At 61.2% G+C, this 14,210-nt stretch carries 13 protein-coding genes; 8 read left to right on the top strand and 5 right to left on the bottom strand.

All coding sequences use genetic code 11. The features are described from left to right. The first annotated feature begins 30 nt into the window (after positions 1–30). Positions 31–414, top strand: a complete 384-nt coding sequence (locus ACYVNQ_RS02385; protein WP_460900576.1) for a DUF779 domain-containing protein — start codon at positions 31–33, stop codon at positions 412–414. 1 nt (position 415) lies between these two features. Here ACYVNQ_RS02385 and eutC read toward each other — a convergent pair whose 3' ends face one another. The 4 genes from eutC to ACYVNQ_RS02365 all read right to left on the bottom strand — a co-directional run bounded on the left by eutC (position 416) and on the right by ACYVNQ_RS02365 (position 5,053). Next, positions 416–1,249 (bottom strand): ethanolamine ammonia-lyase subunit EutC, encoded by an 834-nt coding sequence (gene eutC / locus ACYVNQ_RS02380; RefSeq protein ID WP_460900575.1) that lies wholly within the window; start codon positions 1,247–1,249, stop codon positions 416–418. Beyond that, the gene (locus tag ACYVNQ_RS02375) at positions 1,246–2,646 is read right to left on the bottom strand and encodes an ethanolamine ammonia-lyase subunit EutB (protein ID WP_460900573.1); all 1,401 of its coding nucleotides are present in this window, start codon (positions 2,644–2,646) and stop codon (positions 1,246–1,248) included. Before ACYVNQ_RS02375 ends, eutC begins: the two co-directional genes overlap by 4 nt. A gap of 103 nt (positions 2,647–2,749) precedes the next feature. Continuing rightward, on the bottom strand, positions 2,750–4,153 hold the full coding sequence (eat, locus tag ACYVNQ_RS02370) for an ethanolamine permease (protein ID WP_460900571.1): 1,404 nt from the start codon (positions 4,151–4,153) through the stop codon (positions 2,750–2,752). A gap of 168 nt (positions 4,154–4,321) precedes the next feature. Then, positions 4,322–5,053 carry an ABC transporter substrate-binding protein gene (locus ACYVNQ_RS02365; protein WP_460900569.1) on the bottom strand — a complete coding sequence of 244 codons (732 nt, stop codon included), beginning with the start codon at positions 5,051–5,053 and terminating at the stop codon, positions 4,322–4,324. A 450-nt stretch (positions 5,054–5,503) separates the two neighbouring features. On the opposite strand from ACYVNQ_RS02365, the gene ACYVNQ_RS02360 reads away from it, so the two are divergent. The 5 genes from ACYVNQ_RS02360 (at position 5,504) to ACYVNQ_RS02340 (ending at position 11,189) form a co-directional block, all read left to right on the top strand. Further along, positions 5,504–6,406 carry a polysaccharide deacetylase family protein gene (locus ACYVNQ_RS02360; protein WP_460900567.1) on the top strand — a complete coding sequence of 301 codons (903 nt, stop codon included), beginning with the start codon at positions 5,504–5,506 and terminating at the stop codon, positions 6,404–6,406. A 103-nt stretch (positions 6,407–6,509) separates the two neighbouring features. After that, positions 6,510–7,364, top strand: coding sequence for an ABC transporter substrate-binding protein (locus ACYVNQ_RS02355; RefSeq protein WP_460900565.1), 855 nt, complete (start codon positions 6,510–6,512; stop codon positions 7,362–7,364). 119 nt (positions 7,365–7,483) lie between these two features. Then, positions 7,484–9,208, top strand: a complete 1,725-nt coding sequence (locus ACYVNQ_RS02350; protein ID WP_460900563.1) for an amino acid ABC transporter permease/ATP-binding protein — start codon at positions 7,484–7,486, stop codon at positions 9,206–9,208. 19 nt (positions 9,209–9,227) lie between these two features. After that, a complete protein-coding gene (locus tag ACYVNQ_RS02345; RefSeq protein ID WP_460900561.1) occupies positions 9,228–10,241 on the top strand; it encodes an alpha/beta fold hydrolase in 1,014 nt (337 codons plus the stop codon). 93 nt (positions 10,242–10,334) lie between these two features. Next, a complete protein-coding gene (locus ACYVNQ_RS02340) occupies positions 10,335–11,189 on the top strand; it encodes an AraC family transcriptional regulator (RefSeq protein ID WP_460900559.1) in 855 nt (284 codons plus the stop codon). A 33-nt stretch (positions 11,190–11,222) separates the two neighbouring features. Here ACYVNQ_RS02340 and ACYVNQ_RS02335 read toward each other — a convergent pair whose 3' ends face one another. Beyond that, positions 11,223–12,098: an oxidoreductase gene (locus tag ACYVNQ_RS02335; protein ID WP_460900557.1), complete on the bottom strand. Its 876-nt coding sequence runs from the start codon at positions 12,096–12,098 to the stop codon at positions 11,223–11,225. 136 nt (positions 12,099–12,234) lie between these two features. On the opposite strand from ACYVNQ_RS02335, the gene ACYVNQ_RS02330 reads away from it, so the two are divergent. Both ACYVNQ_RS02330 and ACYVNQ_RS02325 read left to right on the top strand, forming a co-directional pair. Beyond that, on the top strand, positions 12,235–13,134 hold the full coding sequence (locus ACYVNQ_RS02330) for an AraC family transcriptional regulator (RefSeq protein WP_460900556.1): 900 nt from the start codon (positions 12,235–12,237) through the stop codon (positions 13,132–13,134). Between the two features lie 167 nt (positions 13,135–13,301). Continuing rightward, on the top strand, positions 13,302–14,180 hold the full coding sequence (locus ACYVNQ_RS02325; RefSeq protein ID WP_460900555.1) for an aldo/keto reductase: 879 nt from the start codon (positions 13,302–13,304) through the stop codon (positions 14,178–14,180). Positions 14,181–14,210: the final 30 nt, after the last annotated feature.

Genomic DNA, 14,210 nt, shown 5'->3' with positions numbered 1-14,210 from the left:
TGCAGTCCGCCTTTTTTGCGAGGTTATGCGATGGCGGTCGAACGCGTAGTGGCAACCGATGCGGCGGTAACGCTGATTCAAAAGCTGGCTGCCGAGCATGGGTCGATACTGTTTCACCAGTCGGGTGGGTGCTGCGACGGCAGCGCGCCGATGTGCTTTCCGACCAATGAATTCATGGTGGGTTCGTCGGATGTGAAGCTTGGTGTGATTGCGGGGGTGCCGTTCTATATGAGCGGATCGCAGTTCGAGTACTGGCAGCACACGCAGTTGATCATCGATGTGGTGCCGGGTAACGGCGGGATGTTTTCGCTGGAGCGGCCGACCGGGTTGCGGTTTTTGACGCGCTCGCGGTTGTTCGACGATCCGGAAAATGAGTGGCTGGCTACGCATCCGGTGGAACGGGCGGACGCTTAGGTTATTTCTTTGCGATGTGTGCGGTGTCTGCGGCGTTCACCGTGTTCACGGAAAGCGCTGCAGACAGCGTATCGGATGCGGGAGTGTTTTCCAGCAATGCATCGCTTTCGTCTTTCAGGCCGACGCCCGTCAAACCGAGGCGCCGCCCATGCGTGAGCAGATAGTGCAGCTTGTGCGCGGCCGCTTCGAAATTCAATCCTTCGGGGCGAACGTTGGAAATGCAGTTGCGCTGCGCATCGCTGCAGCCCACCTTCGGCGCATGCGTGATGTAGATGCCGAGACTATCGGGCGAGCTGAGCCCCGGACGCTCGCCGATCAGCATCACGACAAACTGCGCGCGCAAAATTTCGCCGATTTGATCACCCAGCGCAACGCGCGACTGGCGCGCTACGACGACCGGGCCGATACGCCAATCCGGCAGCCGCGCGTGAATGGCCTGCAGCATCGGAATCGATTGCCGCAACGCCGCGAATGCAGACAGACCATCCGCCACGACGAACAGCACATCCGGCGAGGGCTCGCTCGCCGCCTGCTGTAACGCCAACTTGCTCTCATCGGATAGCTGCCGACCCAGATCTGGGCGCCGCAAGTAATGCTCGCGATCCGGCGCTGCGCTGTGTACGTCGAGCGACGCAAACCCATGCGCACGCAACTGTTCATGCAGCGCTTCAGCTTCCAGCGGATGATGCACTGCGTCGCGCGCCTGCGCATGCGACAAGTTGAACGCAAGCAACGGAGCAGTCGGCAAACTATTGCCAGCCCGTCCCAACGCAATACGTGCGTTCGTGAACGTCTTCAACGCGTCCCACGGGTTCTTTTCGACAGAGTCGCTCATGGTGTCGCGCCCACCCATTCGCGTGCGCCTTCGAGCAGCGGCTGGTGCGTATTGGCCGCGCTCAGCAACCGGCCGCGTATATCGGTGACGTGCATCGCTTCCAGCCAGGCCTCGAACTCCGGCGCGCGGCGCAAGCCGAGCGCGTCGCGCAGATACAGCGCATCGTGGAACGACGTGCTCTGGTAGTTCAGCATCACGTCATCCGCACCGGGAACACCCATGATGAAGTTGATACCTGCCACGCCGAGCAGCGTCAGCAGGTTGTCCATATCGTCCTGATCGGCTTCCGCGTGGTTCGTATAGCAGATGTCGCAGCCCATCGGCACGCCAAGCAGCTTGCCGCAGAAGTGGTCTTCAAGGCCGGCACGCGTGATCTGCTTGCCGTCGTACAGATACTCCGGGCCGATGAAGCCAACCACCGTGTTGGTCAAAAACGGCTTGAATTGCCGCGCGACCGCATAGGCGCGCACCTCGCAGGTCTGCTGGTCGACACCGTGATGCGCGTTCGCGGATAACGCACTGCCCTGGCCGGTTTCGAAATACATCACGTTGTCGCCCACCGTGCCGCGCTTAAGCGATAACGCCGCCTCATACGCCTCCTGCAATAGCGAAAGCGAAATGCCAAACCCGGCGTTGGCCTTCTCCGTCCCTGCAATCGATTGAAACACGAGGTCCACCGGCGCGCCCTTTTCGATCGCCGCAATCGTGTTTGTCACGTGCGTCAACACGCAGGACTGCGTCGGCACCTGATAACGCTGACGAAAATCGTCGACCATCTGCAGCAGCTTCGTGATCGCGGCGAGACTATCCGACGCAGGGTTGATGCCGACCATTGCGTCGCCGCAGCCGTACATCAAACCGTCGAGCATCGAAGCCGCGATACCTTTGACGTCATCGGTCGGATGGTTCGGCTGCAGGCGCACCGACATGCGCCCCGGCAGGCCGACCGTATTGCGAAAGCGGGTGACGACCGGCCGCTTGCGCGCCACTGCGATCAGATCCTGGTTGCGCATCAGCTTCGATACCGCGGCGACCATCTCCGGCGTCAGGCCTGCGGTGATGCGTTCCAGTGCCGCGCTATCGGTGCTGGTCGACAACAGCCAGTTGCGGAAATCGCCGACGCTCAGATGCGCAATCTCGGCAAACGCATCGGCAGAGTGCGTATCGATGACGAGACGCGTGACCTCGTCGTCCTCATACGGGATCACTGCTTCGCTGAGAAACGTGCGCAACGGCAGCTGCGCCAGCGCCATTTTCGCGGCCACCCGCTCTTCCTCGCTGGCCGCCGCGACGCCTGCCAGCTGGTCGCCGGAGCGCAGCGGGCTTGCCTTCGCCAACAGCGTCTTCAGGTCCGCGAAGCGATAGGTGCGCGGACCGATCGTCTCCGTATAGCTCATCGTTAAACTCCATGGCCGCGGCCGATAGCGCGGCTCGGGTTGTGTGTCTGTGCCGGCGGTTTCGTCACGATAGCGCCAAATACTCGCAGCGTCACGGACCGCATCATTCCTTCAGCAACGCATCGGCCGGTGCAGTCTCGCGCTGATGCCGGGTCAACAGGAAATAGCCATACCCGAGCAGCAGGAACACCGCGAACACCACGGCAACGAGAAAGTTGAAGTACACCATCGTCGCGAGGCAGATCACCGCGGCAACCAGCGCAAACGCCGGGAAATACGGAAACAACGGCGCACGGAACGGTCGTTCCATATTCGGCTCGATACGCCGCAGCTTGAACAGCGCCAGCATGCTGACGATATACATCACGATCGCGCCGAACACGGACATCGTCACGATATTGGCGGTCAGCGTCTGGCCGCCGAACTGGATCAATTCATCGCTGTAGATCGCGGCGATGCCGACCACACCGCCCGCGATAATCGCGCGATGCGGCGTCTTGAATCGCGGATGCACCTTGGCCAGCCATTCCGGCAGATAACCGGCGCGCGCCAGCGCGAAGATTTGCCGCGAATAGCCGAGGATGATGCCGTGAAACGACGCAATCAGCCCGAACAAGCCGAGCCACACGAGCATGTGCAGCCAGCCGCTGTTTGCGCCTACGATGTATTTCATCGCTTGCGGCAGCGGGTCGTTGATGTTGGCGAGTTTGGTCCAGTCGCCCGCGGCGCCGGCGAACACCATCACACCGATCGCCAGCGCGACCAGCGTCAGAATGCCGGTCACATAGGCAATCGGAATCGACCGCTTGGGGTTCTTGGCCTCTTCCGCAGCCATCGCGACGCCTTCGATCGCGAGGAAGAACCAGATCGCAAACGGAATCGCCGCAAACATGCCGTTGAACGAGCCCAGCGAAAAATGATCCGCGCCCGACCAGCCGCCCTTCGTGAAGTTGGCCCACTCGAAACCCGGCGCCACCACGCCCATGAACACCAGCAGTTCGAAGATCGCGAGCAATGTCACGCATAGCTCGAAGGTGGCCGCGACCTGCACACCGACGATATTCAGCGCCATAAACACGAGATAGGCGCCCATCGCCGCGTGCTTCGGCTCGAGCCCGGGAAACTGCACATGCAGGTAAGCGCCGATTGCCAGCGCGATCGCCGGCGGCGCAAACACGAATTCGACCAACGTCGCCGCGCCGGCGATATAGCCGCCCACCGGTCCAAACGCATGCCGTGCATACGCAAACGGCCCACCCGCATGCGGAATGGACGTGGTGAGTTCGGTGAAACTGAAAATGAAGGTGGTGTACATCGCCGCGATAAAAATCGCGGTGATCACGAAGCCGAGCGTACCGGCGCTGGCCCAGCCGTAGCTCCAGCCGAAATATTCACCGGAGATAACGAGGCCGACTGCAATACCCCATAGTTGCCACGTGCCCAGCGTCTGCTTCAGTTCATGATGTGTGACGGTGCCGACATGCTGCGATTTCGCTTCGGATTTCATGTTGGGCTCCCTGAGTTGAGCGTCCGCCGCGGTTCGAACCGCAAACCGCGGACGGGCACGCATCAACGCATGCTAGGAAGCCATAAATCCGGGTGTTATCGAAATTCGGCAATTCTCGGCCCGGACCCAGGCTATGCCCCAGGCGCCGACCGAGGCTCGCACGCAAGCTCAGGCCGCCGGCGCCACCGATGCACCGTTAATACCATGGCGCGCCAATGCCGCCTCGACAAAGCCGCTGCGCTTCATATCCTCGACAAAGCTGCGCAGGTACTCAGCGGCCGCTTCACCGCGGCTTTTCGGCACGCCCATCGCCTGCGCGATCACCATAAAGCGCTCGTCGAGCAAACGCAGGCCCGACGTCTGCGCGGCATCGGCTTCCAGCTGTTGCTTCACACCCGCGGCCACTTCCAGCTTTTCGTCGAGGAAGGTCTGCACGACCGTCGGCGAGCTTGGCGCGCGCACGATAGCGGCCTGCTTCAGTTCTCGTGTGAGGAACAGATCGTATGCGCTACCGCGCCCCACTGCGACGCGATGGTTAGCGGAATCCACCTGTGCGTTGCTTTTGATCGGCGATTCGTCGCGCACCAGATAAAACCCCTCGATCAGCACGTACGGCGCGCTGAACGCGATATTCGCGCCGCGCAGCGGATCGACCGCAAAAAAGCCGATATCGGCTTCTTCGTTGGCGACGGCTTCGACGGATTTGCCGGCGGTATCGAACACCACCAGTTCGATTTCCACGCCAAGACGCTGCGCGAGCGCATGGGCGAGATCGACCGAGACGCCGCCCGCCGCACCGGTTTGCGGGTTACGGTTGGCGAGAATCGGGTTGCCGAGGTTGATCGATGCGCGCAGTTTTCCCTGCGGCGTGAAGGCGGAGCGAACGGTATCCTGGCTCATGGAGTGAATGCGATTCGTAAGACGGAACAAGGGGCACGCGTAACCGACGACGGTACGCACGTGAGCAGCACGCCTTAGGATTGGCCGGGCACGTCACCTTCCCAAAGCGACCGCATTTCGCGCCGCGCTTCGCTGCGGCAAAAGGGCTGCGGCAAATGATTTCGACAACATGACAGCCGCGATCCACAACACCAACCGCGACCACCCGTGATGTTACCGGCTGCGCCCACCCAGCGCATCAAGCATGTGGCGAGCGCTTAATTTGCCGACGCACCTCTTCATATCGGTTCGTCCTGGCGAGCGCAGCCCACGCCGCTGATCAGCTCACGTGCGCGTGCAGACAAGGTTTTGTTCGCTGAAGCAAAATTTCCCATTATTTTGGATTCTTAGCATGTCATCGACGGATTGCTCAAAGACCGCCCAGGTCATTCGACGAGGACACGTGAGACCATGTCAGCCCCCGCTTATCGTGCGCTGCGCACGCACGGACGCTTCACCTATTCGCCGATCACGCAGCGCCAGCCGTTCCGCTGGCCGGAAGGCGAAGGGCTCGCGGTCTATATCGGCTTCAACGTCGAGCACTTCGCGTTCGGCGAAGGACTGGGCCCGACGATCGGCCCGGTCATGCCCGAGCCGGACGTGCTCAACCACGCGTGGCGCGAATACGCGCTGAGGGTCGGAGCATGGCGCTGCCTCGATATGTTCGACGAGCTTGCGCTGCCCACCGCCGCGATCATCAACACAGCGCTGTACGACCACTGCCCGGAGCTGGTGGCGGCCTTTGCCGCGCGCGGCGACGAACTGGTCGCGCACGGTCATACCAATTCGGAACGACAAGGCACGCTCTCTGAAGAAGACGAACGTCGCCTGATCGTGTCATGCCGCGAACGCATCGCCGAAGAAAGCGCGCAACAGCCGGCCGGATGGCTGTCGCCGTGGCTATCGGAGAGCCTCGTCACCAGCGATCTGATTGCGGAAGCGGGCTACCGCTACACGCTGAACTGGTGTCACGACGACCAGCCGACCCGCATCGCGACACGCGGCGGCCAGCCGCTGTGGGCGATTCCCTACCCCGAGGAGGTGAACGACATCCCGATGATCCTTGCACGCCAGATGGACGCCAGCGAATTTGCGGACCTGATCGTCGACAACTTCGAGGAGATGCGCAAGTACGCCACTCGCCAGCCGCTGGTGATGGGCATCGCGCTGCATGCGTACCTGATGGGCCAGCCCTACCGGCTCGCGCATTTGCGCCGTGCGCTTACACATATCGCCCGCGCCCGCGATGAAGGGCGCATCTGGATCACCACGCCGGGCTCGATCGCCAGTCATATGGATGCGCTGGGCCGCTAGACGCGGCGTGGCGCGCCGCATCGGTTTCGTCTGCTCGATGCGGGCCTGAGTATCCCCCGCCTTCTTTTCATCAATGCTTGAACCTGTGGAGCCTTCCATGTTTATGTCGAAGACAATCAAGCTGCTGCTATGCGCGTTTACCGGTTTGCTGTTCGCGCACGCTGCATCAGCACAGCAGACCTGCGAGCCATCGAAGGTCGCGCAGAAGTATCCGTCGCTTGCGGGCAAGACCATCAAGATCGGCGTCGATCCGGAATCGCCGCCGTACGTGTTTCGCGACGGTAAAGACTTCAACAAGCTGATCGGCGCGGATGCGGACCTGGCCCGCGCGGTGTTCGATTGCGCCGGCGTGAAGACGGAGTTCTTCACCGGCGGCTGGTCGGGCTTGCTGCCGGCGCTCAGCGCAGGGCAAATCGACGTGATGTGGGACCTGTTGTACTACACGCCCGAGCGCGCCAGGCAGACGAGCTTCGTCACGTACATGGAAGCGGGCACCGGCGGCCTCGTTCAGGCAGGCAACCCGAAACATCTCGACGACATCTCGAAGCTATGCGGCACCGTCGTGACCGCGGGCGTGGGCACCACCGAAGAAACGATGGCACGCGCACAGGCCGCCAAATGCAAGGCGGAAGGCAAAGCCGAGGTGACCATCATGACCTGCCCCGATATCGCATCGGGCGCGCGGCTCGTCGCCAGCCATCGCGCGGACGTGATGATGTACGACCTCGCGTTGGTCGACGGTCTGGCCAAGCAGAACCCGTCGATGTACGAGCGCGGCTTCAAGGTGGTGAGCGGCATGAAGATCGGCGTCGGCGTGAAGAAGGGCAACCAGGACGTGATCGCTGCGGTATCGGATGGCCTGAAGGTGATGCAGGCCAACCAGACGCAAAAGAAGATCTTCGAAAAGTATGGCGTCGATGCGGGTCTGCAGCGGCCGACCGTGCTGCTGACGCAGTAAGCGGGCTCTGCCCTTCCCTGACGACGCCGCGGTCATTGGCCCTGCACTAGCCGATGACCGCGGCGCGCGTCGCAAGCCCAAACCGTTTGGGTACGCGCGACGTGCTTCACGAGAGCCCGATGTCCCATTTCAAACGCTGCTGCGCGCTCGGCGCGATTACGATGGCGGCCGCATCGCCGGTGCTGGCCGCAGGCCTCACCACGGCGCAGGTGGTCGATGGATTCAAGGAACTGGGCGGCTACATCGGCTCCCCGTTTCTGCTGGGCGGCGCATGGGTCGCCGTGAAAATCACGCTGCTGGCGATGACCATCGGCCTCGCGCTGGGGCTTGGACTCGCGTTGATGCGGCTGTCGCGCTGGAAAGCTGCGCGCTCGGCGGCGTGGGGCTATATCTGGTTCGTGCGCGGTACGCCTCAGTTGCTGCAACTGGTGTTCATCTTCGATGCGCTGCCGCTGATCGGCTTGCGCTTCGACGAGATCACTACGGCGGTGATCGGCTTCGCGTTGAACGAGGCGGCGTTCAGCGCGGAATTGCTGCGCGCGGGGATTCTGTCGGTCAACCGCTCGCAGTCCACCGCAGCGGCAGCGCTCGGCATGGGCCCGCTGCTGACGCTGCGCCGGATTATCCTGCCGCAATCGATGCGCGCAATCATCCCCGGCATCGCCAACGATACGATCGGCATGCTGAAACTGACGTCGATCGCATCGGTGATCTTCGTCAATGAGCTGACCTTTCGCTCGCAGCAGATCGTCGGGCAGAACTTCAAGTTCTTCACTGTGTTTGGCGCGGCCGCGGTGATCTATCTGATTCTGACCAGCGCGATTTCCGCCGCGCAGCTTTGGCTAGAACGTGTGTTCGATCACGAGCGCGAAAAACACATCGGCATTTCGTGGCTTGGTTTGCGCGTGAAGCCCGCGGCATCGTCGGCACCGTCGTCGCAAGCGAATGCCGATGGCGCGGCAGGTCCCTCTTCTACGCAGGAAAAACCCGAAGCCACCGCACAGCAAATCGAAACAGAAAGCCACGCGTGGATCGAAACCTTGCTCGAACGACGCAAAGCATCCACCGCCGCCGACACCACGCCCTTCGTCGATTGTCGCAAGGTGTGGAAGTCATACGGCGGGCGCGAAATTCTGCGCGGCGTCGATCTGTCGATCAACTATGGCGAGGTCGTCGTCATCCTCGGGCCGAGTGGTTCGGGCAAGAGCACGCTGCTCAAACTGATCAATCATCTGGAGCCGCTCGACTGGGGCTCCATCAAGGTCGACTCGCAATACATCGGCTACCGCGAAATGCCGGGCGGCAATCTGCGTCCGCTGCATAACCTCGCGCGTGCCCGGGCGCAGGCACGTGTCGGCATGGTGTTCCAGCACTTCAACCTGTTCAGCCATCTAACCGCGCTCGAAAACATCATGGAAGCGCAGCGCCAGGTCTATTCGGTGCCGAGCGCCGAAGCCGAAGCGCTCGGCCGCGAACTGCTGAAAAGCGTCGGCCTCGCCGCGCATGCCGACCATCTGCCGCACCGGCTATCCGGCGGGCAGCAACAGCGCGTCGCGATTGCCCGCGCGCTGGCCGTCAAACCGAAGCTGATGCTGTTCGACGAACCCACTTCCGCGCTCGACCCTGAACTGGTCGGCGAAGTGCTCGCGCTGATGCGTGCGCTGGCCCGCTCCGGCATGACGATGATCGTCGTCACGCACGAGGTGCGCTTTGCGCGCGAAGTGGCAGACCGCGTGGTGTTTATGGACGGTGGCGAAGTCATCGAACAAGGCCCGCCGCAGCAGGTGATCGATAACCCGGTTCACGAACGCACCCGGAAATTTCTCAACGTCGTTGCTCATTAGTTTCACGGAGGGGACCCGCATGGACTTCGAAACATTCAATCTTGGCAAGGTCGCACTGCAGTCCGGCGCGACGTTGCAGGACATGCAGCTCAGCTATAAGACCTACGGCACGCTGAACGCTGCGCGCGACAACGCGATCGTCTATCCGACGTTCTATAGCGGCACGCATGTGCACAACGAATGGATGATCGGCGAGCAGATGGCGCTCGATCCGCGCCGCTATTTCATCATCGTGCCGAACATGTTCGGCAATGGCGTATCGAGTTCGCCGAGCAATCATCCGCAGCCATACGACCGCGCACGCTTTCCGCATGTGACGCTGTACGACAACGTGAGGATGCAGCACCGGCTGGTAACCGAGCATTTCGGCATCGAGCGGCTGAAGCTGGTGACGGGTTGGTCGATGGGCGCGATGCAGGCGTACCACTGGGCTTCGATGTATCCACAGATGGTCGAGCGGTTGCTGCCGCTGTGCGGATCGGCGCGCTGCTCGAGGCACAACTATGTATTTCTCGAAGGATTGAAGGCGCCGCTGTTGATCGATCCGGCCTGGCAGGACGGCTTTTACGACAAGCCGCCAGTACGCGGTATGCGTGCCGCCGCGCGCGTGTTCGCGGGTTGGGGTTTTTCTCAGGCGTTCCTGCGGCAGAAACTGGATATCGAAGCGCTGGGCTTCGGCTCGCTCGAAGACTTCATCATGAACTTCTGGGAAGGCGACTTCCTGACGAAGGACGCCAATAACGTGCTCGCGATGATCTGGAGCTGGCAGCACGGCGATATCGCGGCCAACTCACTCTACAACGGCGATTTCGATCAGGCGCTCGGCAGCATCACCGCAAAAACCATCGTGATGCCGGGGCGCACCGACCTGTATTTCCCGCCGGAAGACAGCGAGTACGAAGTATCGAAGATGCGTAACGCCGAGTTCCGTCCGATCGAATCCGTCTGGGGACATTTCGCCGGCGGTCCGGTGGCAAACCCGGTCGACGTGAAATTTATCGATCAGGCCGCACGCGAGCTGCTGGAAAGCTAAGGAACAGGAAGCGCCAAACTCCGCAGGATTTGGTAAATCGACGTGTGCTAACGTGAAGTTATCCCACTCGGCACTGCCACGGCGGAGATCCACGTGAATGACGTCAGCGAGCGTTCCCGTTATGAATCTCGGCTCCACCGCGTGCTCGACTACATCTACGAGCACCTCGACGAACCGCTGGATATCGACCGTCTAGCGGAAATCGCGTGTCTATCGCCGTATCACTGGCATCGCATCTATCAGGCGATGTACGGTGAAACGATCGCGACCACGGTGCGGCGTCTGCGTCTGCATCGCGCCGCCGGGCTGCTGGCGAATGGGACCTTACCGATCTCCGGAATCGCGACGCTGTCCGGCTACAGCAGCTTGCAGTCGTTCACGCGGACGTTTGGTGCGGTGTATGGCATGCCGCCCGCGCGCTATCGGAAGGAGGGTAATCACAGCCGGTTTCGGCCGGCCCTTTCAGGAGGCGACGCGATGGAACATCGAGACGTGGAGATACGCGAGGTGCCGGCAATGGAAGTCGTATCGATCGACCACACCGGCGATTACATGCAGATCGGCAAGGCGTTCGATACGCTGGACCGCTGGCTGGTTACGCACGATCTGACGGGCCCCGAGATTCGCATGATCGGGATTTACTACGACGATCCGGATGTGGTGCCAAAGGAGCAGCTGCGCTCGAAGGCCGCTGCGTGGGTGCCGCGCAAGGTGGCAGTGGACAAGCCGTTCAGCGTCACGCCCGTGCGCGGCGGTCAATACGCGGTGCTGCAGCACAAGGGGCCGTATGCAGACTTGCCTGCGGCATACGCGTGGCTGTACGGCGAATGGCTGATGAAGTCCGGTCGGGAAGCGGACGATGCGCCTGCGTTCGAAGCGTATCTGAACGACCCGAAGCAAACGTTGCCTACGGAATTGCTGACGGAGATTCATTTGCCGCTGCGGTGAAATAACCTTAAAGCGCTGCGCGCGCTCTACGGCTTACTTTATTTGCGCGCGCAGTGCAGCGAGGTCGGTCTGATCCCAGTCGCCGTCGGTGCTTAGTGAAAGCGAGCGCCAGTTGTTCAGATCGGCTTGCATGCTGGCCAGCTTTTCTTCTGCTGCGCCAACAGCGATCGATCCTGCAAGGAAGCGCAGCGGTGGCACCGCCTGGTCAGCGAGATGCAGCAATGCTTGCGCAAATTTCACCGGATCGCCGGGCTGCTTTCCGTTGCGTTGCGCGATGCCTTCGTGAAACTGGGCTCGACGGTGAGCGTAATCGGGAATCGGTGCGTGCTCGAAGCGGCTCGACGCGGAGGACAGAAAGTCCGTGCGGAAAGGGCCTGGCTCAACGATAGTGACGTTCACGCCGAATGGCGCAACTTCCTTCGCCAGCGATTCGGAAAAGCCTTCGAGCGCAAATTTGCTCGCGCAATACAGCGAAGCCATTTGCCCGCCCATGAATCCGCCAATCGACGACACGTTGAAGATGTGCCCGTTGCGTGCAGTGCGCATCGATGGCAGCACGGCCCAAGTTACGTTCAATGCGCCGAAAAGATTGGTCTCCATCTGGTCGCGTGCGTCCTGCAGCGTCAACTCTTCAAAGAAACCGTGATGGCCATAACCGGCGGCATTGACCAGCACATCGATCGCACCAAAGCGTGCAAATGCAGCTTCTGCGGCGGACTGTGCTGCCTCCGCGTTAGTCACATCGAGGTCGACGCACAGAAGACTGTCGCCGTGCGGTCCCAACGCCTGCGCTGCGGCCTCGCGATTACGGCTCGCGGCAACGACACGGTCTCCCGCATCGATAGCAGCTTTCGCGATTGCTAAACCAAGCCCACGGCTTGCGCCGGTGATAAACCATGTCTTCGGCATTTGAACGCTCCACGCAGATAACGGATGATGTGTATGAAACCATCCACGCGACGCCCACTGCTAGACTGATCCTCTCAGTGTCTCGCACGATCCGCTCACAACCGCTGCAGCAAGGTCCAACTCAAAAATCACGTCGATGCATCCATTGGCCGAAATCCGCTCGCTGATCGCCCGTCATACGCGGCCTGGCGAGGTGTACTCGCCATTCGACGGCATGCGGTTGATCGCGCAGACAGCGCCCACGGTTCCAACCAGCTCGATGCAACGGGCTGCTTTTGCGCTAGTCGCGCAGGGCGTCAAACGTACAGTGCTCGGAGATAACGTCTACGAATACGGTGCGGGAGATTTCATCGTCGTGCCGCTTGACGTGCCAGTTGTTGGACAAGTCGTGAAGGCAAGCTCGAAACAGCCCTACCTCGCGTTCGTCTGGGATTTGCAGCCGGCGTTGATTACTTCGCTGATGCTGGAAGGCGGCATCGACACGCGTGTGGCACGGCAAGCAACGAGCGTTGCGGTAAGCCACGCGCCGGACGCTTTGCTCGATCCGATCGCCCGCCTGCTGCGATTGCTGGATCAACCTCAGGACGTCGCCATATTGCGGCCCATGCTCGAGCGCGAAATTGCGTGGCGCATCTTGACCGGCGAACAGGGCGGCGCACTAACGGCTATCGGCCTCGCCGACAGCCAGTTGTCGAGAATCAACCGCGCGCTGTTGCAGATTCGCACGTGCTACGCAGATACGCTACGCATCGAAGATCTGGCGGCAACCGCGGCAATGAGCGTTGCTACGTTCCATCGGCACTTTCGCGCGATCACCGCGCTAAGCCCGCTGCAGTTTCAGAAGCAGGTGCGGCTGCATGAAGCCAGAGCGAAGTTGATGGCCGGGACACGGGATGTCGCGAGCGTAGGTTTCGAAGTCGGCTATCAGAGCCCATCGCAGTTTAGCCGCGAATATGCGCGATTCTTTGGGGTCAGGCCACTGGAAGACCTGAAGCAGAGCCGATCTGGAATCACATTCAATAGTGAATTGAGCTAAGTAGATCAATCGACGTTTTCCGGTCGTTGCTGTGCATGCGCACACGCACGCCTGTCGCACTTCAGGATTCTGATCACACTCGCGACACACACGCCGCACGTGTCTGTGATAGCGTGAACTGCCAGCGCCGCTCCGCTTCCTTCCCTTGTTCGACAAGCGATCTCAACATGAAATCCAGTTTTTCCGAAACCATTCGAGTGGGCCAATCAGAGGTAACGCGATTCGGCTATGGCGCGATGCGTCTTAGTGGGCCTGGAATGTTCGGCTTTCCCGCCGACGGGGACAACGCGCGCAAAGTGTTGCGCCGTGCAGTGGAACTCGGCGTCAACTTCATCGATACGGCCGATACGTACGGCCCTCAAGCTAACGAAATAACGATTGCCGAAGCACTCGCGCCCTATCGCTCGGATCTCGTTATTGCGACGAAGGCTGGCTATGCGAACGGCGGCTCCAACACGCCGCCGCCGTGGCCGGCAATCGGACGGCCCGAATATATCTATCAGCAAGTCGAGCTTAGCCTGCGCAGCCTGAAGATCGAACGGCTGGACCTTTGGCAACTGCATGCGGTCGACCCGGCCGTGCCGATCGAAGAAACACTCGGCGCCGCAGCAAAGCTACAGGCGCAAGGGAAAATCAGGGATATCGGCTTGAGCAACGTCACACTGGAACATATCGAGCGCGCACGCAACGTAACCGAGATCGTCAGTGTGCAGAACCTGTACAACATCGCCTATCGCGAACAGGAACCGGTGGTCGAATACTGCGAGAAACACGGCATGGCGTTTCTCCCGTACTTTCCACTGGGCGGCAAATGGCTACCGATGCCCGGCGACGTGCTCGCGCAAGCGGCGCAACGTTACGATGCGACTGCTTCGCAGATTTGCCTCGCATGGTTGCTGCACCGCAGCCCGGCCATTCTGCCGATTCCGGGGACGTCGTCGCTTGCGCACCTCGAGGAGAACATGAAGTCGACTGCGCTCTCGCTGACGGACGAGCAGTGGGCGGAGATCGAAGCGGCGGTTGCTGCCACTCGCGGCGCGGCGTAGTTTTGGCACGGCCTGGTCGCCGCCCCCTGG

The sequence above is a fragment of the Paraburkholderia jirisanensis genome (genome assembly GCF_054782355.1).
The sequence above is the reverse complement of the archived record's forward strand: the minus strand, read 5'-3'. Positions and strand labels throughout refer to the sequence as shown.

Bases quoted from the DNA above. Each gene is read 5' to 3' on its own strand.
- ACYVNQ_RS02385 (WP_460900576.1), top strand. From the start codon at position 31: ATGGCGGTCGAACGCGTAGTGGCAACCGATGCGGCGGTAACGCTGATT.
- eutC (WP_460900575.1), bottom strand. From the start codon at position 1,249: ATGAGCGACTCTGTCGAAAAGAACCCGTGGGACGCGTTGAAGACGTTC.
- ACYVNQ_RS02375 (WP_460900573.1), bottom strand. From the start codon at position 2,646: ATGAGCTATACGGAGACGATCGGTCCGCGCACCTATCGCTTCGCGGAC.
- eat (WP_460900571.1), bottom strand. From the start codon at position 4,153: ATGAAATCCGAAGCGAAATCGCAGCATGTCGGCACCGTCACACATCAT.
- ACYVNQ_RS02365 (WP_460900569.1), bottom strand. From the start codon at position 5,053: ATGAGCCAGGATACCGTTCGCTCCGCCTTCACGCCGCAGGGAAAACTG.
- ACYVNQ_RS02360 (WP_460900567.1), top strand. From the start codon at position 5,504: ATGTCAGCCCCCGCTTATCGTGCGCTGCGCACGCACGGACGCTTCACC.
- ACYVNQ_RS02355 (WP_460900565.1), top strand. From the start codon at position 6,510: ATGTCGAAGACAATCAAGCTGCTGCTATGCGCGTTTACCGGTTTGCTG.
- ACYVNQ_RS02350 (WP_460900563.1), top strand. From the start codon at position 7,484: ATGTCCCATTTCAAACGCTGCTGCGCGCTCGGCGCGATTACGATGGCG.
- ACYVNQ_RS02345 (WP_460900561.1), top strand. From the start codon at position 9,228: ATGGACTTCGAAACATTCAATCTTGGCAAGGTCGCACTGCAGTCCGGC.
- ACYVNQ_RS02335 (WP_460900557.1), bottom strand. From the start codon at position 12,098: ATGCCGAAGACATGGTTTATCACCGGCGCAAGCCGTGGGCTTGGTTTA.
- ACYVNQ_RS02330 (WP_460900556.1), top strand. From the start codon at position 12,235: ATGCATCCATTGGCCGAAATCCGCTCGCTGATCGCCCGTCATACGCGG.
- ACYVNQ_RS02325 (WP_460900555.1), top strand. From the start codon at position 13,302: ATGAAATCCAGTTTTTCCGAAACCATTCGAGTGGGCCAATCAGAGGTA.